This is a genomic window from Salinivibrio sharmensis, assembly GCF_001995985.1.
GTDB lineage: Bacteria > Pseudomonadota > Gammaproteobacteria > Enterobacterales > Vibrionaceae > Salinivibrio > Salinivibrio sharmensis.
Genome location: NZ_MUFC01000001.1, coordinates 104,977 through 128,985, shown reverse-complemented (window position 1 = coordinate 128,985; position 24,009 = coordinate 104,977). Strand labels below are relative to the sequence as shown.

Genomic DNA, 24,009 nt, shown 5'->3' with positions numbered 1-24,009 from the left:
TCTTCCTTATTCTCTTATAGCGTGAGGGGGTCAATGTGTAAGCTTTCTTGATTAAGCGACACCATTGAGGGGCGCTCTAAATGTTCTGATGGAATTTTATCACTGAGCCAATAGCTTCCTGCTACTGACAGTAATTCTGACTGAAGGTTCTGACAATAAATGCGCGCTTGCTTTTGGCCGCTGGCTCCCGCTATCGCTCGACCCCGTAACACGCCGTAGATATGAATACTGCCATCGGCAATGACTTCTGCGCCGGCACTAACATGATTGAGGATCACCAGATCAGCGTTTTTCGCATAAATTTGTTGGCCGGAACGCACCGGTGTGGTCACGACTTTTGCCGGCGGTTGAACCGGGTCGGCAACCCGAGACTGTTTACTCGATTTCAGTACCGCTAATTGTGCCTCTAGGGCGAGTTGACGCGTATCATTGTGAGTCACGCCAGTGAGCCCGACGAGAATCATCCCTGTTGCTTGTAAGCACTGTTTGAGTGCATGAATATCAGGGCGCTGTGATAGACGGCTAATGTCAGCAACAACAGGCGCCCCTTGAAAAAATGCCGGTGCTTGAGTGACTTTTTCTGTCAAAATGTCTGCCGCGGCAGCAAAATTATCGTCAACGAGGTGGAGGACGGAAAGGGTAAATGTTGAGCCTTTCAACTCCGGTTGTTTGAGCATGTTATTCGATCCCGGTTTTGTCGTTTAAACACGAGTCAGACGCGCATTATCAGACGTTGGATAGCATGGTATATTCACAGCGCCAATGCGGCAAGCAGGGTTTGCCACTGATGCGTTATTTCTCCGCTTACTAGTGTTTTTTAGTGTTTGAGAGAGAAATGGCACTAGATACGTGTTTTGACACACTTTGCTGCAAAGCTTAACAAACCTTTACCCGAAGATGACAATGTATCGCCTGTTTTATGGCATGCTCATGAGGACTTTTGAGATGTATTGCGCAATTTATCGTAGCAAAAAGAAAGAAGGCACCTATCTTTATCTAGCAGAGAAAGATAAATTCGATAATGTGCCCGAGGCGTTAATGAACAGCTTTGGACAACCCGAATTTGCCATGATGATCAACCTGGACAAGCGCGACAAGCTTGCCGCCGTTGACATTAATAAGGTTAAGCAAAGCCTGCAAAGTGATGGGTTTTTTGTGCAATTACCCCCACCGCCAGACGCGGCCTTGCAGGCCATTCGTAATAAAAACGAAAAACTGTAAAAGGAAGACTATGCGCAAAGGTATGATTTCAGCCTGTATGGCAGCAGCACTCTTGGTAACTCCTGCAGTGGCCAAGCCTGGATTCGATAAATACGTTGCCACGTTGAAAGCCGAGGCCCGGGAAGCTGGCATCAGTGAGCCAATACTCGAACGTGCCTTTAAGGGGATAACGTACCACGAGCGCGCGGTTAGCTCTGACCGAAATCAACCCGAACGGCGACTCACGCTTGATGAGTACATTCCAAGAGCCGTGCCGGATTGGAAAGTTGCGCAAGCAAAAAAACTCTACCGCCAGCATTACGATGCGCTAAAAACCATCGGTGAACACTATCAGGTTCAGCCGCGTTTTATTGTTGCCTTGTGGGGAGTAGAAAGTAATTTTGGCAAGCTCCAGGGTAGTTATAACGTGATTGAAGCTTTATCAACCTTAGCTTTTGATGGGCGGCGTGAAGCCTTTTTTCGCAAAGAAACAATGGCTGCACTGAAAATACTGCAGCAAGGGCATATTGCTCCCGAAGAAATGAAAGGGTCGTGGGCAGGCGCAATGGGACAATGCCAGTTCATGCCGAGCTCGTTTATTAACTATGCAGTCGATGGAAACCAAGATGGCAAAAAAGATATTTGGCAAACAGAAGCTGATGTCTTTGCATCTGCGGCCAATTATTTAAGAAAAGCGGGCTGGGACGATACCTATACATGGGGGCGGCAGGTTCAGCTACCTGAAGCGATTGATCGTACATTACTTGGTACGCAAAGTGATAAAGCACAATCATTAAGTGAGTGGCAAGCTCGTGGGGTACGGCGTATGAATGGTCACGCGTTACCCACAGTCGATATTGATGCGTGGCTCATTCAGCCTGATGATGAAAAAGGTAGAGCGTACCTTGTCTATAATAACTATCAAAGTCTATTGAATTGGAACCGCTCGCACTATTTTGCCTTAGCAGTGAGCCATTTAGCGGATAGAATTAAATTTGATTAAGTGATAAAAAAAAGAGGCTGAGCGCCTCTTTTTTTATGTTGGGATAAGTTCTTAGGCTTCTTGGCCTGGGATAAGAAAATCTTCAAGCTTTGCTTGGCCGCTTTCAGTGGCTTCGCGAATAACCTTAGGCATACGGCCTTGGCCTGTCCACGTCTTTTGTGAGCCGTCTTCACCCGTATATTGATATTTTGCTGGACGAGTCGCGCGTTTACCCGATGCTTTGCTCTTTGAAGCACCACCTAGCAACGCCACGATTTCTTCTGGGCCAATACCGTCTGCTTCTAACATAGCACGGTATTTTTCTAACTTCTCTAAACGCTCTTTTTCTTGCGCTTCCGCTTGGCGATCGATTTCTTTGCGCTCTTCAACAACCGTTTGTAGTTTTTCTAAGGCTTCGTTCAGTTGTTCAGTAGACATCTCTTTTGCAACTGCGCGTAGGCTACGCAAATTGAGTAGAGCTTTCATTGCATCAGACATTATTGGTTCCTATTTGCTTTATATGTTAATCGAAAAAGATGATAGCATTATAATTAAAATATACAATGTTACCTATATTAATAGGTCATATTATTTAATATTTACAAGTTATCTGCAAATGTCGATCAAATTATCTGTGCCTTTTTGGTGGTGATGTCTAAAAAAATAGAATAAAGGAAGTGTTTTATTGGCATTAAAGCTGTTTGGGGCTGTTCGGCGTTTTTTCAACCATAAACAGTTGCGATAGTAAGCACGATGTGTAGAATGCACCACGCTTAACGTAGAGGTGCGTTGTTTATGAGTCGTGCGCAAGAGGGTGATACCAAAGAGGGCGCATAAAAGGAATCAACGCCGAAGCCAGTCTGGTCATCACACCGATTGAGCTGGGGCTGTTACCGAATAGGGACAGCACTGCCATAGTACTTAGAAACACACTATGGAGCGCTACTGTATGTAGGAGGCAAGTTGTTTGCCGTGTGATACCACGCCTCACCGTCTTCACTTCTGCAGTAGATCTCCAACCACTTGGTTGACACTGAGATCATGAATTTAACAGATTTTTCTTCATCCGCTTTATCACTACTTCCTCCCTTGTTGGCGCTAGGCCTCGCGATCGCAACACGACGTGTTTTATTGTCCTTGGGCATGGGGATCGTACTGGGTACCGTATTACTGACTGACTTTTCGTTTGTCCCTGCAGGGCAGTATCTGCTTGATGTGGTAGCCGGTCTATTCTTTGCAGACGGTGGCTTAAATAGTTGGAATCTGAGTATTCTCGGCTTCCTTATTTTGCTGGGGATGATCACTGCGCTGTTATCCTTGTCTGGCGGCACACGTGCTTTTGCTAATTGGGCACAAAGTCGAATTAAAAGTAAGCGTGGCGCGAAACTACTGGCTGCTTTTCTCGGCGTATTTATTTTTGTCGATGATTACTTCAATAGTTTGGCGGTAGGGGCCGTTTCCCGTCCTGTGACGGATCGCTTCCACGTTTCTCGAGCAAAACTGGCATACATCCTTGATTCAACCGCAGCCCCTATGTGTGTCATTACGCCTGCATCCAGCTGGGGCGCCTACATTATTACGGTAATCGGGTCGATTTTGGTTGCACATGGGGTAACGGATTACACGGCGTTAGGCGCGTTTGTCACCATGATTCCGATGAATTTCTACGCGATTTTTGCCTTGTTACTGGTATTCGCAGTGGTGTGGTTTCAATTGGATATTGGCCCAATGCGCCAATTTGAATACCAAGCAAAAAAAGGAAGTCGTCTTGGTGATGAAAGCGAAAACTGTGCGGATATCTGTGACGACTTGGGGATTGAAGAGAGCGAAACGGGAACGGTGGCCGATTTAGTCGCGCCGATCGTCGTATTGGTTGTCGCCACTGTCGGTGCCATGCTATATACAGGCGGACAGTCATTGGCGTCTGATCAACTCCCTTTCACCGTCCTTGGTGCGTTTGAGAATACCGATGTCGGTATGTCGCTATTGTGGGGCGGGCTTGCGGGCTTGGCCATCTCTTTGGTGATGACAGGCAGACAAAATATCGCTGCATCCGCGGTTGCTAAAACACTGTGGGTCGGTGCCAAATCAATGTTCGGCGCGATCCTCATTTTGCTATTTGCTTGGTCGATTGGTCACATTATTGGTGATCTACAAACCGGCAAGTACCTGTCTTCGTTAGTCGAAGGTAACCTACCTGCACAGCTTTTACCGGTTGTACTCTTTTTACTCGCCGCGGTGATGGCCTTTGCGACAGGCACATCGTGGGGAACGTTTGGTATTATGCTACCGATTGCCGGCGACCTAGCTGCCGCGACCGATATCGCACTGATGTTGCCGATGTTATCGGCCGTATTAGCTGGCGCCGTATTTGGTGATCATTGTTCACCTATCTCGGATACCACCATCTTGTCCTCAACAGGGGCGCGATGCGGCCACATTGACCACGTTGCCACCCAGTTACCGTATGCCATAGGTGGTGCAGTTGTCTCAACAGTAGGCTTCTTGGTATTAGGCTTTACTGCCTCTTTACTTTGGTCACTTGTCGTCACAGTACTTGCCTTTGTTGCTCTTTGTGCCGGATTGATGTGGCTTAAAAAGCGGCCTTGCAAATTGATTGGTTAAACACCGAGCCCCGCCCACGCGGGGCTTTTCTTTTTCTGCTGGTGCGGTAGCATGCCTGTTTATCAATTTCAGCTCGCCCAGAATGGGTGTTACGTGCAGAGACGGTTATGGCTCAATTATATTTCTATTACTCGGCAATGAATGCGGGTAAATCAACCACCCTTTTACAGTCGGCCTTTAACTACCAAGAGCGAGGTATGCAGCCTCTATTGTTCACAGCAGCGATTGATAATCGTTATGGGGTAGGGAAAATTAGCTCACGAATTGGGCTAGAGGCCGATGCGCATCTCTATGATAATCATACTTCGCTCTTTGAGCATGTTGCGACTATCTTAGCGCAAGAGAAGGTTGATTGTTTATTGATTGATGAGAGCCAGTTTTTAACCAAACAACAAGTCCTCGAATTAACCGACGTAGTGGATAAACTGCGGATCCCCGTATTGTGCTACGGATTAAGAACAGATTTTCGTGGTGAGCTGTTTGAAGGGTCACAATACTTGCTGGCGTGGGCCGATAAGCTCGTTGAACTGAAAACCGTGTGTCATTGTGGGCGAAAAGCGAGCCGCGTCATTCGCCAAGATAGCCAAGGCAACGCCATTGCGGATGGTGATCAAGTCGTCATCGGTGGCAACGAGCGTTATGTATCGGTTTGTCGTCGGCATTACAAACAGATGCTAGGGATGCTTTAAATTACTTGCCGATGACACAAACAACAAAGGCGAGCCGCAAGCTCGCCTTTTCCATTTGGCCGACCGGATGCAGCGTTACTTTGCTGCTTCTTGATCGACTGGCACAATCTCGCTGGCATGGTAGCCTTTTGGTCCTTCCTGAACCTCGTAATTGACAGTTTGACCTGCCTTTAATGTCTTATATCCGTCCATTTGGATGGTAGAATAGTGGGCGAATACATCTCCTTCTCCCTCTACCGGACAAATAAAGCCAAATCCTTTTGCATTGTTAAACCATTTTACTGTACCAGTTTCCATGCGACACATCCTTCTTGCATCAAACTTTGCATACCTGCGATAAACGCGCTCATTCCACTTCTTCAAACTTACTCGCGACACGCCAGTGTGTCTGCAATCGTGGGATTGACCGAAGTGACATGGTCAGTTTACCTACCACATGTTTCACTTTAGTAGATACTTTTAGGCAGTCAAGTGTGGGATATAACTTATAACAGTAATGTAATAACAAATCGAAAAAGTGTGAGGAAGTGGCAATTATTTATCCGGCAACAGACACCTCAATTGCATAGATTATTTAGCGTAACGACAGCATATTTCATCACTAATAATACGCCAACCAAGTGATAGACACGCTAAATGCTGGCTGTTTATTGCTTTTTATGCTAAGAGTCTGCTCTTTATTACTTAACTATTTTGTCTGAGCGAGGGTGAACCCACTATGCTCCCATGCCAGTTTTGCGTAAAGATGAACATTTAGTGAATATTGTATCCTGAGAAGGCGAAGGCAGAAACGTTAGCTTTTGCGTCAGGGAGGCATAAGAAAGAATACGCCTCATGGTTTTTCTGTGTCTTGTTTTTTATGCATCCCGATGCAGGGCGATACAAAGGGCTTTTAGCGGTCAGGGTGAACGAAATCCGCCATTCAACACTATTAGACAGTGTGATGATTAACAATTGCTCAGGCAGACGATGTTCGCAATGAAAAGGTTGCTGGAATACAATCTGTGGCTTAACTTTAAGTATAGGTGGACGGGAATCGTGGATGGCAGTAGTGCCCCGCCACATCACTTACCTAGACACCCTAACAATGCATTGAATGAGTTATGAGTAATTGGAACCAGTGGGGTTTGCCTGACGCAGACATTGAGACGTCAGAAAAGACAAAATTGCAACCACCATCGATGTATAAGGTGGTGCTAAACAACGATGACTACACGCCGATGGAGTTTGTCATCGAAGTGCTCCAAACGTTTTTTGCCATGGACGTGGACAAAGCGACACAAGTCATGCTGACGGTGCACTATGAAGGAAAAGCGGTCTGTGGCGTGTTTACCGCCGAGGTTGCTGAAACGAAAGTGGCACAGGTGATGATGTATGCCAAAGAGCATGGTCATCCTCTCCTGTGTACGATGGAGAAAGCTTAGCCGGCTCCATCACGCTTTAGCGCGGTTTTTGAGGGAGGTGCCTTTATGCTTAACAAAGAACTTGAAGCCAGTTTGAATGGCGCGTTTGCACGTGCGCGTGAGAAACGCCACGAATTCATGACGGTGGAGCACCTGCTTCTCGCGTTAATCGAGAATGCGGCTGCGCACGACGCGCTCGTGGCATGCCGCGCGGACTTGGAGGCGCTACGCAAAGAGCTCGATGCCTTTATTGAGCAAACAACGCCGCTTATCCCCGCAGATGACGAGTCGCGGGAAACACAACCGACGCTGAGTTTTCAGCGAGTACTCCAACGCGCTGTTTTTCATGTGCAGTCTTCAGGCCGCAGTGAGGTGAGCGGTGCGAATGTATTGGTCGCTATTTTCAGTGAACAAGAGTCCCACGCCGCGTATCTGCTGAAAAAGAATGATGTCAGCCGCCTCGACGTGGTGAATTATATCTCGCACGGTACGACCAAAGACGAAGGGGATGATCTACCAAGCAGCGACATGAGCGCGGATGAGTCCGGGGCAGAACCGGGAGAAGATCGGTTAGAAAACTTTGCGACTAACCTTAACCAGCTCGCCCGAGTGGGTGGGATTGACCCGCTTATCGGTCGTGATAAAGAGCTTGAACGTACCATCCAGGTATTGTGTCGCCGTCGCAAGAATAACCCTCTATTGGTTGGTGAAGCCGGCGTTGGTAAAACGGCGATTGCGGAAGGCTTGGCATGGCGCATTGTCGAAGGCCAAGTACCTGATGTGATTAAAGACTGCGTGATTTACTCGTTAGACATTGGCTCGTTGCTCGCGGGCACTAAATACCGTGGCGATTTCGAAAAGCGATTTAAATCGATCTTAAAGCAACTTGAAAAAGAGGATCATGCGGTACTGTTTATCGATGAGATCCATACCATCATTGGCGCTGGTGCCGCGAGTGGCGGTCAGGTCGATGCCGCTAATCTCATCAAGCCGCTCCTCAGTAGCGGAAAGCTACGCTGTATCGGCTCGACGACCTATCAAGAATACGGCTCTATTTTCGAAAAAGAGCGCGCCTTGGCGCGTCGATTCCAGAAAATTGATGTGATTGAGCCATCAATTGACGATACCACCAAGATTCTGATGGGTTTGAAGCCCAAATATGAGGCTCACCACGAAGTGCGTTATACCAATAAGGCAATTCGTGCCGCGGTTGAGCTGTCGGCGAAATACATCAATGAACGTCATCTGCCAGATAAAGCGATTGATGTGATTGATGAAGCAGGTGCGCGGTGTCGTATGGCGCCAGCCAGCAAGCGCAAGAAAACGGTCAACGTCCCTGATGTTGAGAGTATGATTGCGAAAATGGCGCGTATTCCTGAGAAATCTATTTCGTCGTCTGATAAGGACGTGCTGCAATCGCTGGATGACAAGCTCAAAATGCTAGTATTCGGCCAAGATACTGCCATCACGGCGCTGTCTGAAGCGATTAAGTTGAGCAGAGCAGGCTTGGGCGATGAAAATAAACCCGTCGGCTCTTTCTTGTTCGCCGGGCCTACCGGGGTCGGTAAAACCGAGGTCACGGTGCAGTTGGCACGTGCCATGGGCATCGAACTGCAGCGCTTTGATATGTCAGAGTATATGGAGCGTCACACAGTGAGCCGCTTGATTGGTGCGCCTCCAGGTTATGTCGGGTATGACCAAGGCGGATTGTTAACCGATGCGGTGATCAAACACCCCTACAGCGTGGTGTTGTTGGATGAAATCGAGAAGGCACACCCAGACGTCTTTAACCTGCTGCTGCAGGTGATGGATAATGGCACCTTGACGGATAATAATGGACGTAAAGCGGATTTTCGTAACGTTATCTTGGTGATGACCACCAACGCGGGTGTGGCTGAGACGGTGCGCAAATCGATTGGCTTGATTCAGCAAGATCACAGCCATGACGCGATGTCTGAGATTAAGAAGGTGTTTTCACCAGAGTTCCGTAACCGCTTGGACAACATCATTTGGTTTAACCACTTGGATGAGCAGGTTATCTTGCAAGTCGTGGATAAGTTCATTGTTGAGCTACAAGCCCAACTGGACGCCAAAGGAGTGTCGCTTGAGGTGACGTCGGAGGCCAAGCGCTGGCTGGCAGAAGAAGGCTATGACAAGGCAATGGGAGCACGGCCGATGGGGCGTGTTATCCAAGATAACCTCAAGAAGCCACTGGCCAACGAGCTACTTTTTGGCTGCTTGGTTAACGGGGGGACGGTTCGTGTGGTATTGAAAGATAACCGATTGGACTTCCAATTTAGCGATCAAATGGAGCCTGCATAACAGGCTATCAGTCATTAAAAGGTGTCGTGATTATAAAAAGCAAAACCCGGCAGAAATGCCGGGTTTTTTGATCGCGTTCGGAGGATTAACGCGAACGGAAAACGATGCGACCTTTGGACAAATCGTAAGGGGTCATTTCAACAGTGACTTTGTCGCCGGTCAGGATGCGGATGTAGTGCTTGCGCATCTTGCCTGAAATGTGGGCAGTCACCACGTGACCGTTTTCTAGTTCTACACGGAACATAGTATTAGGCAACGTATCGAGTACGGTACCTTGCATTTCAATTACGTCTTCTTTTGCCATTGAATCCTCTTAGGCCTCTTCTGGTAGCCAATTTTTTGACCGACAGATAATGCCTCTATTCTGAAAGTCTGTAAAGTTCGGGTGCGAATTTTACCCTGTTGGGACGCTCCTTGCTAGAAAAAATAGCCACTATTGTGGAATAACCGGCCAGGAAAACGCCCGCCACTGCTGGTTGATAAAGCGTTGATGTGGATAATAGTCCGCTTTGTAGCGCATTGCTGAGCAGGCATCGATTTGATAGCCCAAATAGAGCCAAGGTAATCCGAGTGAGTCCGCTAGCTGAAGCTGTGCTTGAATACTGACGCGTCCAAGCGAGAAGCGGTGGTCGGGGTCGAAAAATGTGTAGAGTGCGCTCAAGCCATCGTTGACAACATCGGTTACGGCGATAGCTACCAAGGTCGGCTGGTCGTGATCGCGCTGATACAAGTGAATAAAGCGAGGTGACAGCCAGTCACTGCTGACAAAATCGAGAAAGTCTTGACGCTTAGCCGGGTACATATTGCCATCAGCATGACGGGCGGCGATGTATTTTTGATAGAGGCTAAACCAGTTTTCATCGAGCTGTTCACTCACCTTGATGTCGAGGCGCTGGAGCTGACTGCGATGACGTTTTTGGCTTTTTGAGGGTTGATATTGGTTCACATCTACTCGAAGCGCTTGGCAAGCCTGGCACTGTGAGCAATGTGGTCGATAAATGAGGTTGCCACTACGACGGAAACCTGCCGCCAGGAGCGCGCCATACCGCTCGGGGGTATGATAATCGGCAGACATTACCACCGCCAGCTGCTCTTGCTGACGGGGTAAATATTGGCAAGGTGCGGTCGGTGTAACGCCAACCTGGATCCCCACACTCATTGTGGTCTCCAATCTGCGATCTGCTGCGGTTGGCAGCCCTGGATAATGGGCCGGTCGCGATGAGCTTGCAGCGCGGTGATAAACGCATCACGTGTCCAGGGTTTGGCGCCCAAAGAGGCTAAATGTGGTGTCATCATTTGGCAATCAATATAACGGCCACCCAGCTGCGCAAAATATTGACTGAATTGCCAAAGTGCAAATTTAGAGGCATTGGTGGCTTTGGAAAACATTGATTCGCCACAGAACACCTGACCAACGGCAACGCCATAGAGTCCACCGACAAGGAGATCGTTTTGCCAGACTTCGACACTGTGCGCATCGCCTTGAGTATGAAGCTGGCAGTAAGCGGCTTGCATCTCATCGGTAATCCAAGTCTGTTCAGGTCCACGAATGGCTGCACAGGTAGCAATCACTGTTTTGAATGCGTGGTTGAGCGTGATGGTATACGCGGACTTTTTGGCGGCTTTACGCAAACTGCGACTGGCATGGAAATCAGAGGGTTGGATCACGGCCCTTTCACTTGGCGACCACCATAGCAAAGGGTCATCTTCGCCAAACCAAGGGAAAATGCCACTGCGATAAGCGGACATCAGTCTCGCGGGCGATAGGTCTCCCCCAATGGCAAGCAAGCCATCGGGGTGAGAGAGTGCCTCGTCAACGGGCGGGAAGCGAAAATCATCTTGCGCTAAAGGCGGTAAAAAGAGGGTCATATTACACGCTCTCGTTACAAGCGGTTCATGAGTTGCGCATAGCGGCCATTCTGAGCGAGCAACGACGAGTGTGTACCTTGCTCAATAATTTGGCCTGCATCCATTAGGCATATTTTGTCCATGTGTGCTAATCCGACTAAGCGATGGGTGATGATCACCACGGTTTTATCCTGACAATGTGTGTGTAGTAAGGATAGGATCTCCGCCTCGGTTTGCACATCAAGCCCTTCGGTGGGTTCATCGAGTAGCATGATAGGGGCGGGATGCAGTAACCCGCGAGCAATCCCCAAGCGGCGGCGCTCGCCACCGGAAAGCTGTCGTCCGCCATCGCCCAACCAAGCATCTAGCCCTTGACCCTCTAGCAGCCCACCCAAGCCAACACGTTCTAGGGTTGATGCTAAAACATCGTCTGACGCATGAGGATTGGCGAGTGCAAGGTTATCGCGCAATGTGCCATTAAACAGATCGACTTTTTGCGTTACCACGGACATTGCGTCACGCAGCGCTGGCTCTTGCCATTGTGTTAGCGGCACATCATCAAGGGTAATTTGACCTTGGGTGGGATCCCACGCTCGGGTGACCAAGTTCAATAAGGTTGATTTGCCACACCCCGTCCTACCCAACAGTGCCAGTGTTTGTCCCGGTGTCACGTGGAGCGAGATATTTGAAACTGCGTCTTGTGCTGCGCCAGGGTATTGGTAACTGACGTTATCAAAGCTAATGGTGCCGATGGCGGGGCCAGAATGTCCTTGTGAGGGGAAAGGGACACTCGGTGTGCGCTCGGTGATCGCATTGAGCCGTTTCGCGGCGGTAAGCGTTTTGCCCAGGTATTGGAACGCGGCAGTGATCGGCATCATCAACTCAAAACTTGCCATGGTAGTGAAAGCCACCATGGCGATCATTGGGCCGGGTAGACGACTACCAACCCCGTCCGCCGCAAGCCATATCATACCGACCAGTGTTAAACCTGTTGCTGCAACGAGCACGGCATTGGCCAGCCCGGTGATACGCGCCATATTGGCTTGTGCGTGAAGCATCGCTTGCTCGCTGTCATCGATACGGGCGCGATAACGGTCACGTGCGCCAAATAAAGCCAGCTCGGCGTGCCCTTGCAACCAATCGAGCAGTGCAATGCGCGTGGCTGCGTTTTGCTCCAATTGAGCACGGCCTTGATCATTACCCAAACGATAAAAAATGATAGGAAGTCCAACCAATAACACCAGTAGTGTCAGCCCAAGCGCCATGCCAAGTATTGGATCAAACCAACCTAAAAACAGACTCACAGCCACAATGCCTAGGATGCCGACAACCATAGGGCTAATGAGTCGAAGATAAACATGGTCCATGGCATCGACGTCGGCAACCATGCGATTGAGTAAATCGCCATCACGCATGTTCAGACTTTGGTCTGGCACTAAAGGGGCGAGCTTGCGAAAAAAGGATACCCGCAAATCCGCCAACAGCTTGAAGGTGGCATTGTGGCTGACCACACGTTCAGCCCAACGCCCGAATGTACGCCCAATAGAAAAGCCACGCACACCGGCGGCGGGCAGCATGTAATTAAAGGTGGCGATGCTCGCTAGGCCAGCGACAGCCGCAGCAGCAATAAACCAGCCGGAGAGCGTTAACAGTCCAATAGCGGCAAACAAGGTGGCAAACGCCAACACCATCCCCAGACTTAATCCAAACCAGTGACGTTTATAGAGGCGAAGATAAGGCAGTAGTTCACGCATCGAGATTTCTCCTATCGGCGGAAGCCAGCATTTCTGCCAGCGGGCCGGTTTCTGCCAGTGTGTGATAAGGGCCTTGTTGTACTAACTTGCCGTTCATCATGACCCAAACTTGGTCACTGGTTGCCAGCGTATCTAAACGATGGGAAACCTGAATACAGGTTCTACCTTGGGTGGCGGCATGCAAGGTGTCCAGCACGCGTTGTTCACTGTGTGCATCCAAACTTGCGGTTGGCTCATCCAGCACCCACAGTGCGCCATTTTGTAGCAACGCCCGTGCGACAGCGATACGTTGCGCTTGGCCCACCGATAAACCACCATTTCGGTCGCCGACAAAGTGCGCTAAACCGTCGGTCAGTCGCATCACAAACTCATCTACGTACGCTTGGGTCATCACCTGATTGATTGTCTCAGGGCTCGCTTCTGGGTTGGCGAGGGCAATATTGTCGCGAATACTGCCATGGAAAAGTTGTGGGTTTTGTCCAACCCAGCTTATCGACTGACGCCAATGCGTCAAATCAAGTTCACTGCGTTCACAGCCATTGATGCTAAGACGGCCACGGTAGGGTAAAAAGCCGAGTAGCGCATTAAGCAAGCTTGATTTCCCTGCACCGCTGACGCCGACAAGTGCAATATGCTCACCGGCTTTGACGTCAAAGTTGAGCGGCCCTGCCAAGACATGGCCATCAGGGCTGAGCACTTCGAGATCGCGCGCGGTGATGGTCACAGCCTCGAGATCGGGTGTCTCTTGGCCTTGTGTGCCGGTATCGGGTTGCGCATCGAGAAACTCGACGATGGATTCGGCAGCCCCAATCGCTTGGGCTTTGGCGTGATAAAACGTGCCAAGATCACGTAATGGCTGGTAAAACTCAGGCGCGAGCACCAGCACAAATAACCCAGTAAATAGCGATATAGGGGCGCCATAATGGCCAAAGTCGAGCTCACCAATAAAGCTAAAACCAAAATAGACCGCGACAACGGCAATGGAAATCGCGGTAAAAAATTCCAGCACAGCCGATGACAAAAAGGCGAGACGCAGCACCTCCATGGTACGTTGACGAAACGTGTGTGAGGCGAGGTGAAGTTGGTCGGCTTCCGCGTCGACCCGGTTAAACAGCTTGAGGGTCGGAAGGCCGCGCAAGCGATCGTAAAAATAGCCTGACAGACGCTGCAGTGCCTTGAAATTCTTGCGGTTGGCATCTGCGGCCTTGATGCCGACTAACGCCATAAAAAGAGGCACGAGCGGGGCGGTGACTAAAAAGATCACGCCTGATGCCCAATTGATTGGGAATACGGCAACCAAGATCACCAAGGGGATCAGCACGGCAATAGCCATCTGCGGTAGATAACGAGCGAAAAAATCTTGTAACTCTTCCACTTGTTCCAAAATAAGGCTCGCCCAGCTTCCCGCCGGGCGCCCTTGAATCGTTACCGGCCCCAGCGCATCGAGTCGGTTCAGTATCAGGTGACGGATATGTTGGCGAATGGCTTCACCACAGCGGTAGCCCGTTTGCTCTTTTGCCCAACTGCATACCGCACGTGCTAGCACGATGCCAGCTAAGGCGACAAAGCTTGGGAGCAGCGCGAATTTATCTGTTTGTTCAATAATCAATTGGTGCAGCAGGTGGGCGAGAAGTGCTGCTTGGGCAATCAAAAGCACACCGGAGAGGAGTGCAATACTAATCGTCGCAACTAACCAGGGTTTGGCTAACGTGCTCTGCGACTTGAGCCATTGGGTTAGCGCCCGCTGTTTAGATTTATCCATATCGTCTTATTATTTTATGAGAGCCTACAAATAGGCTGGGCAGGCCACCGAATGGCAGCCTGCATGAGAGCATGGGCTTATTTTTTATCGGCTAAAGCGTCGAGAAAACGCTCGGCATCCAGCGCCGCCATACAGCCAGTACCGGCAGAAGTAATCGCTTGACGATATACATGATCCATCACGTCACCGGCGGCAAACACACCTTCAACACTGGTTTGGGTGGCGTTGCCATTGAGACCCGACTCGACCTTGATGTAGCCATTTTCCATGTCGAGTTGGCCAGCAAAAATGTCGGTATTCGGCTTGTGGCCGATGGCAACAAACACGCCCATCACATCCAGCGTTTCGGTTTCATCACTCTGGGTATCTTTCAAGCGTGCTTGGGTCACGCCCATTTCATCGCCTAATACTTCATCGAGTACGCGGTTAGTGTGTAGCACGATGTTCCCGTTTTTCACTTTATCCATCATGCGATCAACGAGAATCTTTTCAGCACGGAAGGTGTCGCGACGATGAACAACATGCACCTCTGAGGCAATGTTAGACAGGTATAACGCCTCTTCGACTGCGGTGTTACCACCGCCGATCACCGCGACTTTTTGGTTGCGATAGAAAAAACCATCACAGGTCGCACACGCTGAGACACCACGTCCTTTGAATGCGTCTTCAGACGGCAAGCCGAGGTATTGTGCTGACGCGCCGGTAGATATGATCAATGCATCACAAGTAAACTCGCCGTTATCGCCTTTTAGGCGGAACGGACGTGAGGACAAATCCACCTCATTGATGTGATCAAAAATGATCTCGGTGTCAAACTTTTCCGCATGGGCTTTCATGCGATCCATTAACGCCGGTCCTGTCAGTCCCTCTGGGTCTCCTGGCCAGTTTTCGACATCGGTGGTGGTGGTCAATTGCCCACCTTGCTGCATTCCAGTCACCATTACTGGGTTTAAGTTAGCGCGCGCGGCATAAACAGCGGCCGTGTAGCCAGCCGGGCCTGAACCCAAGATCAAAAGGTTCGCATGCTTAATGTTACTCATTCACGTCTCCGAGCAGGAAAGAGGTTCGTTTTTTTGAATGGACTGATTGTAGGTAAATTAGAAAGGTAAAGAAAGGGCACCGTGATGGTGCCCTCGATTTCTATGATTGGCGCAGCCGATTAATGCGCAGACCTCAGTGCGTCCATGGCATCAACATACGGCAAATCAAAGCCTTCAGCGACTTCTTTAATCGTGACTTGACCGCCGATAACATTCAGGCCATTGCGCAGGTGTTGGTCTTCCACCAAGGCATCGCGATAGCCCTTGTTAGCCAGCTTAACAATATATGGCAGTGTGGCATTGTTTAGTGCGACAGTAGAGGTACGTGCCACCGCGCCTGGCATGTTAGCGACACAGTAGTGCACCACGTCGTCGACGATATAGGTTGGATCGGCATGAGTGGTCGCATGTGAAGTCGCGAAACAGCCGCCTTGATCAATAGCCACATCCACAGCCGCTGCGCCGGGCTTCATACGTTTGATATGATCTTCGTTCACCAGCTTAGGTGCAGCAGCCCCTGGGATCAGTACTGCGCCCACGACTAGATCAGCGTTCAGCACGTGTTGCTCCAGGGTCTCCTCGGTGGAGTACACCACTTTGGCACGCCCTTGGAACTCTTCATCGAGGCGACGTAGGGTGTCGACATTTTTGTCGAGAATAGTCACGTCAGCACGCAGGCCAACCGCCATCCGTGCAGCGTTAGAGCCAACTACGCCACCGCCTAGTACCACGATTTTAGCCGGCTCAACACCGGGCACACCGCTGAGCAGCATGCCTGAACCACCATGTGATTTCTCAAGCGCTTGTGCACCTGCTTGAATAGACATACGACCGGCAACCTCAGACATAGGCGCAAGTAGTGGCAATCGACCTTTAGAATCTGTTACCGTTTCGTAGGCAATACAGATGGCTTTACTTTTAATTAAGTCTTCTGTTTGCGGAAAATCTGGTGCAAGATGCAAATAGGTGAACAAAATCTGTCCTTCACGGAGCATCGCACGCTCAACGGCTTGTGGCTCTTTTACCTTGACGATCATTTCTGCTTTAGCAAAGACGTCAGCAGCAGTGGGAAGGATAGACGCGCCGGCGGCTATATAGTCGTCGTCAGAGAAACCAATACCATTACCTGCGTTGGTCTCTACGTAGACAGAGTGGCCGTGAGAAATAAGCTCGCGAACACTCGCGGGTACCATACCAACGCGGTACTCATGGTTTTTGATTTCTTTTGGAACGCCAATGATCATGCTGTCACCTCTTGTTTATTCAGTGTTATCGGCTGGCTTGTTATTGATATTGTCAATTTTCAGGCTAGTATAAAGGCAATAAACCAGCATTTGATGCTGAAAATCATTTAGATGTTATTAAATTTGGTATATCTTTTTGCAAGGAAGTAACAAGGTGGAATAAAAAATGGTAGATACCAAAAAAAAGCCCTCCAAGGAATTGGACCGCATTGACCGCAACATCCTGAACGAGCTCCAAAAGGATGGGCGAGTCTCTAACGTTGAGTTATCAAAACGTGTCGGTCTTTCTCCAACCCCCTGTCTAGAGCGTGTACGACGTCTTGAGCGTCAAGGCTATATCCTTGGCTATACAGCACTGCTTAACCCCCAGTATTTGGATGCATCACTGTTGGTGTTTGTCGAAATCACACTCAACCGCGGTGCACCTGATGTGTTCGAACAATTTAACAAAGCCGTGCAAACGCTTGAGGACATTCAAGAGTGCTCGTTGGTGTCAGGGGATTTTGACTACCTGCTTAAAACACGAGTAGCGGATATGTCGGCATATCGCAAGTTATTGGGTGAAACTTTGCTGCGTTTGCCCGGTGTGAATGACACGCGCACTTATGTGGTAATGGAAGAGGTCAAGCAAAGCAATCACCTGGTTATTCATACGCGATAGCCGGTGGTTTAAAGGAGGGCGGTACACCTCCTCTCAGAATGCAAGCCGAGCATTGTGCTCGGCTTATTTTTTGCACGGATCACTGAGGATTGTGTGATATCTCGGTAAAGATTTAGCGTAAGCAGGCATCATGCCTGCCCTCATGGCATGAATGTGGTAAAGTCAGGACAATATGAGCAAGCCTCAAAATAGGATGAGGAATGCGGTTCAAGAACGGTATTAAACAGGTGATGATGGAGTTTTCTTTACGTCGGGAGCCCAAAGCAGCTCGTTCCAAAGCGCGTTTAGATGGTGTTCAGCGGTTAAAAGAGTGTGGGTTTATCTTGGTACTCGCGGCTGCCGTGTTTGCCACGGTGGCGTTATTGTCTTTTAATCCAGCCGACCCGTCTTGGTCGCAAACTGCTTGGCATGGTGATGTTCACAATGCAGCAGGCGCCATGGGCGCGTGGATAGCCGATAGCCTGTTCTTCTCTTTCGGTATTTTGGCTTACCCCTTACCTCCGGCTGTTATCCTGGGTGGTTGGGTGTTTTTACGTCGCCGTGGTGACGACGAACCCATTAATTACACCATTATTGGCGCGCGTATTCTCGGGTTGTTTACTTTGTTTCTCACCAGCTGCTCACTGGCGGATCTGAACTTTGACGACTTTTGGCATTTTTCGTCTGGCGGCGTCATGGGTGATGTGACCAATAGCTTGGCGCTACCGTTATTTAATGTGTTGGGTACCACCTTGGTGATGTTATTTGGATGGGCAGCCGGTTTTACGCTTTTTAGCGGTATCTCGTGGTTAACCATTGTCGATAACCTTGGTGCGGTGACACTCAACGCAGTCACTTGGGCGGTGAACCGTATCCGTGGCGATAGGCCGGCAGAACTGGGCGTCCCGGCAGAGTCGGAGACTCCAGATGTGGAAACCCAAACCTCTGAGCCGATGGAGCTCAGTGACTTACGCCGCCTGACGCCGTCCGCACCCGATAAAGCCGCGATGGATGATAAGAGTGAGAGTCAGTCCGAACAGGCCGAATCACCGATTGTCTTTGGTGGTCAAGCGCGCACCGCGACCGATATACCAGCGGACGATGATACATCGGCAGACAATGCGGTATCAGTGGCCGATGAAAGTGGGCAATCCAGTGAGCCGACATTAGGGCAGTGGGATATCGCCATCGAGCACGAAGCGCCTTCTTTTTCATCATCGCATGTTAAGGTCGATGAAACAGAAGAAACCAACGCCTCCACTGCGCAAACAAGTGACCGCTTGCAAGTGGACGAAGAGCCTTTAGCCTCATCGTCTCTCCACGCCGACACAACTTATGGCAATCAAGATGGGCTGTCCGAGCTTGAGCGTGCAGAACAAGCGAACAGTGGCGCGGGTGAGGATGACGACCCGTTCCAAGAAACCATTCGCCAAGCGCAAAAAAATCAGCAGCAGGCTGCTGGACTGGATCATCCGTTCTTAGTCAAAGATGAGCCGGATCTTCCCAAGCCGGCTGAGCCTTTCCCGACCATCGATCTGCTTGACCCCGCTCGCCATACCGCAGAGCAGGCCACGCGTGAAGAGCTCGAGAAGATTGCCCGCTTGGTTGAAGCACGATTAGAAGATTTTAAAGTTCAGGCACGCGTGGTTGGGGTATACCCAGGCCCGGTGATCACGCGTTTTGAGCTCGATCTCGCGCCTGGGGTCAAAGTTTCGCGGATTTCGGGCTTGTCGAAAGACCTAGCGCGGGCCTTATCGACCACCGCTGTGCGTGTGGTCGAAGTGATCCCAGGCAAGCCCTACATTGGTCTTGAGCTCCCCAATGAGCACCGAGAGACGGTGTTTATGTCGGAAGTGATTGGCAGTGAGCGGTTTAAGAATAGCCACTCGCCTATTTCGGTGGTGCTGGGGAACGATATTGCGGGTGAAGCGATTATCACCGACTTGGGTAAGGCGCCACACATGCTGGTGGCCGGTACCACAGGCTCAGGTAAGTCGGTGGGCGTGAACGTCATGTTGGTGAGCATGCTGTATAAAGCCTCACCGGAGGATGTACGCTTTATCATGATCGATCCGAAAATGCTCGAGCTCTCGGTGTATGAGGGGATCCCACACCTGTTAACCGAGGTGGTGACCGACATGAAAGATGCCGGCAATGCCCTGCGTTGGTGTGTTGGTGAGATGGAGCGTCGTTACAAGCTGATGTCGGCGCTTGGGGTGCGGAACCTAAAAGGCTTTAACGAGAAAGTAAAAGCGGCTGAAGCGGCGAATAACCCCATTCCCGATCCGCTTTGGAAGCCAGGTGATTCGATGGATGAGTCAGCGCCTAAGCTGGAAAAGCTGCCTTATATTGTGGTGGTCGTGGATGAATTTTCCGATCTGATGATGGTGGTGGGCAAAAAAGTGGAAGAGTTGATTGCACGCCTCGCGCAAAAGGCTCGAGCCGCAGGTATTCATCTGGTGCTCGCCACCCAGCGTCCGTCCGTCGATGTGATCACAGGCTTAATCAAAGCCAACATTCCAACCCGGATGGCGTTTACGGTATCGACCAAAACGGATTCACGCACCATTCTTGACCAAGGTGGCGCAGAGTCGTTACTGGGGATGGGCGATATGCTCTTTATGCCTAATGGCTCCAACCACCCGATTCGTGTTCATGGTGCCTTTGTGAGCGATGAAGAAGTGCATCGCGTGGTTAACAATTGGAAAGCGCGCGGTAAGCCGCAATATCTGGATGAAATTACCAAAGGGGATCAAGGCTCCGATAGCTTGTTGCCGGGTGAGGCGCCCTCTGGGGGAGATGGTGAGGAGCTAGACCAGCTTTTTGACCAAGTGGTTGAATTTGTCACCGAAAGCCGCCGAGGGTCTGTTTCTGGCGTCCAGCGACGATTCAAAATTGGCTACAACCGGGCGGCGCGGATCGTGGAACAACTGGAAGCACACGGTGTCGTAAGCTCACCAGGCCACAATGGCAACCGCGAAGTTATCGCGCCACCGCCACCCAAAGATTGATCGAATGGAAGGTTTCATGACTCGATTTTCTGCTGTCCGCCACGTAGTGGCATTGATATCGCTAGTTGTTGCATTCACGGCGCACGCACAAACGCAGGCGCAACAGCATTTAATGGAAAGATTGAACAAAGTGGATGCGTTCAGTGCCCAGTTCTCGCAAACTGTACAAAGTCCAGAAGGGGAGGTAATTCATCAAGCCAAAGGGCGTTTGGCAATTGAGCGGCCAAACTTGTTTAACTGGACCACGACCTCACCCGACGAAACCATCATGATTTCCGATGGCGAAACGCTCTGGTACTACAGCCCGTTTGTTGAGCAAGTGACCGCGATGTGGTTGGAGGATGCCACGGCACAAACGCCGTTTGTCCTACTGACACGCAATCAGCCCAGTGATTGGCAGGCGTATCAAATCACCCAAGAGGCTGATACCTTTACCTTAACGCCAAAAACCACAGGCACGATTGGCGAATTTGAAGTCACGGTGAAACCGGATGGTACCTTGACCGGCTTTACCGTGGTTGAGCAAGATGGGCAACAGAGCCAGTTCTCGCTGAGCCAATTTAGCCGACAAGCACCGGCGTCAGACCTGTTTTCGTTTACGCCACCAGACGCAGTGATGGTCGACGATCAGCGCCAACCAAGATAATTGCCTCGGAGGTGACTGTGTCGACCTTACCGCTTGACTTTGCAGATGATTTTCGCCCACTGGCCGCACGCATGCGGCCACTCACGCTTGATCAGTACATCGGTCAGCGTCACCTTCTCGCTGAGGGTAAACCGCTTCGCCGAGCAATTGAGTCTGGCTCCCTCCACTCGATGATTTTTTGGGGTCCGCCGGGCACCGGTAAAACCACTCTTGCCGATATTGCCGCGCGCCAAGCCAACGCAGAGTTGGAACAAATCTCGGCCGTGACGTCTGGCGTCAAGGAGATCCGAGAGGCGATTGGACGCGCAGAGCAAAACAAGCAAGCGGGTGTTCGCACCGTCCTGTTTGTCGATGAAGTGCACCGCTTCAACAAAAGCCAGCAGGATGCGTTTTTGCCCCATGTGGAAGCAGGGACTGTCACGTTTATTGGTGCCACCACGGAAAACCCCTCGTTTGAGCTTAATAACGCCTTGCTATCGCGTGCCCGAGTATACCGACTAACCAGCCTTGACGAGAGCGATTTGGAAGCGGTGATTGATCAAGCGCTCGCCGACGCACAACGTGGGCTTGGTGAGCAGTCCTTGACGTTTGAGGAAGGGGTTAAACCGGCATTGACGGCGGCGTGCAGTGGTGATGCACGTATGGCGTTAAACCTGTTGGAAATGTTGGCAGACATGGCCGATAGCCAAGTCACGATGTCGATGCTTAAAGACGTAGCCGGCGAAAAAGTGGCGCAGTTCGATAAGCAGGGGGATGCGTGGTACGACTTGATTTCTGCGTTTCACAAATCGGTGCGCGGTTCGAGCCCTGATGGAGCATTGTATTGGTACGCACGGATTGTCAGTGCAGGAGGCGACCCACTCTATGTCGCAAGGCGACTACTTGCGATCGCTTCGGAGGATGTCGGTAATGCCGATCCACGCGCGATGCAGGTCGCGCTGAACGCCTGGGACTGCTTTACCCGCGTGGGGCCAGCAGAAGGAGAGCGCGCCATTGCCCAAGCGGCGGTGTATTTGGCCAGCGCCCCTAAAAGTAATGCGGTTTATACCGCATGGAAACAAGCGTTACGCGATGCGAAAGACACGGCCAACGCTCCCGTGCCTATGCACCTTCGTAATGCACCAACCGCATTGATGGAGCAACTGGGACACGGTGATGGCTATCGCTATGCCCATGATGAACCCAATGCCTACGCCGCCGGTGAGCGTTATTTACCCGATGAAGTCGGTGATGTGCGTTATTACCAGCCCGTTAATCGCGGGCTAGAAATTAAAATCGCTGAAAAGCTCGCCTTTCTGGACGAGCTGGACGCAAAAAGCCCGCAAAAGCGCTAGGCAACTTCACCCTTTTTGGGTAAGGTTTAGAGTGCGGCGGCACCATGGAGGCGCAGTCGCCTAGTAGTGGTGACATCCACGGTCACCCTCGGCCAATCGCGTTATACAATACGCACGATCGCAGCTTGTCTTCAAATCGTGATGACAAGAGATAATCAACTAATCAACCCGAAAAGCACAGGATTAGCATGCTGGATTCCAAATTACTTCGAACTGAGCTGGAAGAAACGGCTCAAAAACTCGCTCGTCGTGGCTTTACGCTCGATGTTGACGCTATGCGTGAACTCGAGGAACAACGTAAATCCCTGCAGATTCGTACCGAACAATTGCAAGCAGAGCGTAACTCCCGATCGAAGTCCATTGGCCAGGCTAAAGCGAAGGGTGAGGATATTGCGCCACTACTAGCAGAAGTCGCGAACTTAGGTGACCAACTGGACGCTGCAAAAGCCGAGCTGGCTGAACTGCAACAGAAGGTGAACGACGTGGTGATGGCGGTGCCAAACTTGCCAGCCGATGAAGTACCAAGCGGTAAAGACGAGTCTGAAAACCAAGAAGTTTCGCGCTGGGGCGAGCCGCGTCAATTTGAGTTTGAAATCAAAGATCATGTCGATCTTGGTGAACTCACCGGTGGTCTTGATTTCGCCAGTGCGGTGAAACTGTCAGGTTCACGCTTTATCGTGATGAAAGGGCAGATGGCGCGTATGCACCGTGCCTTGACCCAGTTTATGCTCGACTTGCACACCAACGAGCACGGTTACACCGAAATGTATGTGCCGTATCTGGTTAATGCGGACAGCCTCTATGGCACAGGTCAGCTGCCGAAATTTGGTGAAGATTTGTTTAACACCAAGCCGGCAACGGAAGAAGGGGTGGGGATGTCGTTGATCCCAACCGCAGAAGTACCGCTGACCAATATGGTACGTGATGAAATCGTTGATGAAGCGGATTTGCCGTTGTGCATGACGGCACACACCCCTTGCTTCCGCTCAGAAGCAGGCTCTTACGGGCGTGATACGCGTGGCCTTATTCGCATGCACCAATTTGACAAAGTCGAGCTGGTGAAGGTGGTTAAGCCAGAAGACTCAATGGAAGCATTGGAGTCATTGACTGCTGATGCAGAAAAAGTATTGCAGTTGCTTAACCTGCCATACCGCAAAGTGTTGCTCTGCACCGGCGATATGGGCTTTGGCGCGGCGAAAACCTATGATCTCGAAGTCTGGTTGCCAGCACAAAACACTTATCGTGAGATTTCATCGTGCTCCAACACTATGGATTTCCAAGCTCGCCGTATGCAGGCGCGTTTCCGCCGGAAAGGGGAGAAAAAACCTGAGCTGTTGCATACTTTGAATGGTTCAGGCTTAGCGGTGGGTCGTACCTTGGTGGCTATTTTGGAAAACTATCAGCAAGCGGATGGGCGCATTGAGATCCCTGAAGCACTTCGCCCCTATATGGGCGGGCAAACCCATATTGGGTAAGTGTCACCATATTGCTATCAAGCCGGCCTCGCGC

Annotated in this window: 21 protein-coding genes and 1 riboswitch; of the genes, 11 read left to right on the top strand and 10 right to left on the bottom strand. The window is 50.5% G+C overall.

What is annotated here, in order from left to right:
• Positions 1–14 precede the first annotated feature (14 nt).
• A complete protein-coding gene (gene minC, locus BZG74_RS00625) occupies positions 15–677 on the bottom strand; it encodes a septum site-determining protein MinC (protein ID WP_077770913.1) in 663 nt (220 codons plus the stop codon).
• 268 nt (positions 678–945) lie between these two features.
• On the opposite strand from minC, the gene BZG74_RS00620 reads away from it, so the two are divergent.
• Positions 946–1,221, top strand: a complete 276-nt coding sequence (locus BZG74_RS00620; RefSeq protein WP_077770912.1) for a YcgL domain-containing protein — start codon at positions 946–948, stop codon at positions 1,219–1,221.
• Positions 1,222–1,231: 10 nt separating this feature from the next.
• The gene (locus BZG74_RS00615; RefSeq protein WP_077770911.1) at positions 1,232–2,203 is read left to right on the top strand and encodes a lytic murein transglycosylase; all 972 of its coding nucleotides are present in this window, start codon (positions 1,232–1,234) and stop codon (positions 2,201–2,203) included.
• A 51-nt stretch (positions 2,204–2,254) separates the two neighbouring features.
• On the opposite strand, the gene BZG74_RS00610 is transcribed toward BZG74_RS00615, so the two are convergent.
• Complete coding sequence (locus BZG74_RS00610) at positions 2,255–2,680, bottom strand: H-NS family histone-like protein (RefSeq protein ID WP_077770910.1); 426 nt, start codon at positions 2,678–2,680, stop codon at positions 2,255–2,257.
• Positions 2,681–2,953: 273 nt separating this feature from the next.
• Positions 2,954–3,135: riboswitch (Lysine riboswitch) on the top strand.
• A gap of 88 nt (positions 3,136–3,223) precedes the next feature.
• Between BZG74_RS00610 and BZG74_RS00605 the strand changes: the two genes are divergently transcribed.
• Positions 3,224–4,807, top strand: coding sequence for a Na+/H+ antiporter NhaC family protein (locus BZG74_RS00605; protein ID WP_077770909.1), 1,584 nt, complete (start codon positions 3,224–3,226; stop codon positions 4,805–4,807).
• Positions 4,808–4,914: 107 nt separating this feature from the next.
• On the top strand, positions 4,915–5,496 hold the full coding sequence (locus BZG74_RS00600) for a thymidine kinase (protein ID WP_077770908.1): 582 nt from the start codon (positions 4,915–4,917) through the stop codon (positions 5,494–5,496).
• Positions 5,497–5,571: 75 nt separating this feature from the next.
• On the opposite strand, the gene cspD is transcribed toward BZG74_RS00600, so the two are convergent.
• Positions 5,572–5,793, bottom strand: coding sequence for a cold shock domain-containing protein CspD (gene cspD, locus BZG74_RS00595; protein ID WP_046073528.1), 222 nt, complete (start codon positions 5,791–5,793; stop codon positions 5,572–5,574).
• An 806-nt stretch (positions 5,794–6,599) separates the two neighbouring features.
• Here cspD and clpS point away from each other — a divergent pair.
• A complete protein-coding gene (clpS, locus tag BZG74_RS00590; protein ID WP_077770907.1) occupies positions 6,600–6,920 on the top strand; it encodes an ATP-dependent Clp protease adapter ClpS in 321 nt (106 codons plus the stop codon).
• Between the two features lie 45 nt (positions 6,921–6,965).
• A complete protein-coding gene (clpA, locus tag BZG74_RS00585; protein ID WP_077770906.1) occupies positions 6,966–9,221 on the top strand; it encodes an ATP-dependent Clp protease ATP-binding subunit ClpA in 2,256 nt (751 codons plus the stop codon).
• A gap of 85 nt (positions 9,222–9,306) precedes the next feature.
• On the opposite strand, the gene infA is transcribed toward clpA, so the two are convergent.
• From infA to ald, 7 genes are all read right to left on the bottom strand, one after another.
• On the bottom strand, positions 9,307–9,525 hold the full coding sequence (gene infA, locus BZG74_RS00580; protein WP_021022425.1) for a translation initiation factor IF-1: 219 nt from the start codon (positions 9,523–9,525) through the stop codon (positions 9,307–9,309).
• A gap of 129 nt (positions 9,526–9,654) precedes the next feature.
• Positions 9,655–10,380 (bottom strand): arginyltransferase, encoded by a 726-nt coding sequence (locus BZG74_RS00575; protein ID WP_077770905.1) that lies wholly within the window; start codon positions 10,378–10,380, stop codon positions 9,655–9,657.
• A complete protein-coding gene (gene aat, locus BZG74_RS00570; protein ID WP_077770904.1) occupies positions 10,377–11,090 on the bottom strand; it encodes a leucyl/phenylalanyl-tRNA--protein transferase in 714 nt (237 codons plus the stop codon). The genes BZG74_RS00575 and aat overlap by 4 nt, the downstream gene beginning before the upstream one ends.
• 14 nt (positions 11,091–11,104) lie before the next feature.
• Complete coding sequence (cydC, locus tag BZG74_RS00565; RefSeq protein ID WP_077770903.1) at positions 11,105–12,823, bottom strand: heme ABC transporter ATP-binding protein/permease CydC; 1,719 nt, start codon at positions 12,821–12,823, stop codon at positions 11,105–11,107.
• The gene (cydD, locus tag BZG74_RS00560) at positions 12,816–14,585 is read right to left on the bottom strand and encodes a heme ABC transporter permease/ATP-binding protein CydD (RefSeq protein ID WP_077770902.1); all 1,770 of its coding nucleotides are present in this window, start codon (positions 14,583–14,585) and stop codon (positions 12,816–12,818) included. The genes cydC and cydD overlap by 8 nt, the downstream gene beginning before the upstream one ends.
• A 77-nt stretch (positions 14,586–14,662) precedes the next feature.
• Positions 14,663–15,625, bottom strand: coding sequence for a thioredoxin-disulfide reductase (trxB, locus tag BZG74_RS00555; protein ID WP_077770901.1), 963 nt, complete (start codon positions 15,623–15,625; stop codon positions 14,663–14,665).
• Positions 15,626–15,744: 119 nt separating this feature from the next.
• Positions 15,745–16,869 carry an alanine dehydrogenase gene (gene ald, locus BZG74_RS00550; RefSeq protein WP_077770900.1) on the bottom strand — a complete coding sequence of 375 codons (1,125 nt, stop codon included), beginning with the start codon at positions 16,867–16,869 and terminating at the stop codon, positions 15,745–15,747.
• Between the two features lie 166 nt (positions 16,870–17,035).
• On the opposite strand from ald, the gene lrp reads away from it, so the two are divergent.
• The 5 genes from lrp to serS all read left to right on the top strand — a co-directional run bounded on the left by lrp (position 17,036) and on the right by serS (position 23,975).
• A complete protein-coding gene (lrp, locus tag BZG74_RS00545; RefSeq protein WP_046073519.1) occupies positions 17,036–17,530 on the top strand; it encodes a leucine-responsive transcriptional regulator Lrp in 495 nt (164 codons plus the stop codon).
• 233 nt (positions 17,531–17,763) lie between these two features.
• Positions 17,764–20,520, top strand: coding sequence for a DNA translocase FtsK (locus tag BZG74_RS00540; protein WP_077771116.1), 2,757 nt, complete (start codon positions 17,764–17,766; stop codon positions 20,518–20,520).
• A gap of 16 nt (positions 20,521–20,536) precedes the next feature.
• Complete coding sequence (gene lolA, locus BZG74_RS00535; protein WP_077771115.1) at positions 20,537–21,166, top strand: outer membrane lipoprotein chaperone LolA; 630 nt, start codon at positions 20,537–20,539, stop codon at positions 21,164–21,166.
• Between the two features lie 71 nt (positions 21,167–21,237).
• Positions 21,238–22,500 (top strand): replication-associated recombination protein A, encoded by a 1,263-nt coding sequence (locus BZG74_RS00530; RefSeq protein ID WP_316243040.1) that lies wholly within the window; start codon positions 21,238–21,240, stop codon positions 22,498–22,500.
• 188 nt (positions 22,501–22,688) lie between these two features.
• Entirely contained in the window at positions 22,689–23,975 is a 1,287-nt protein-coding gene (gene serS, locus BZG74_RS00525) for a serine--tRNA ligase (protein WP_077770898.1), read from the top strand.
• Positions 23,976–24,009: the final 34 nt, after the last annotated feature.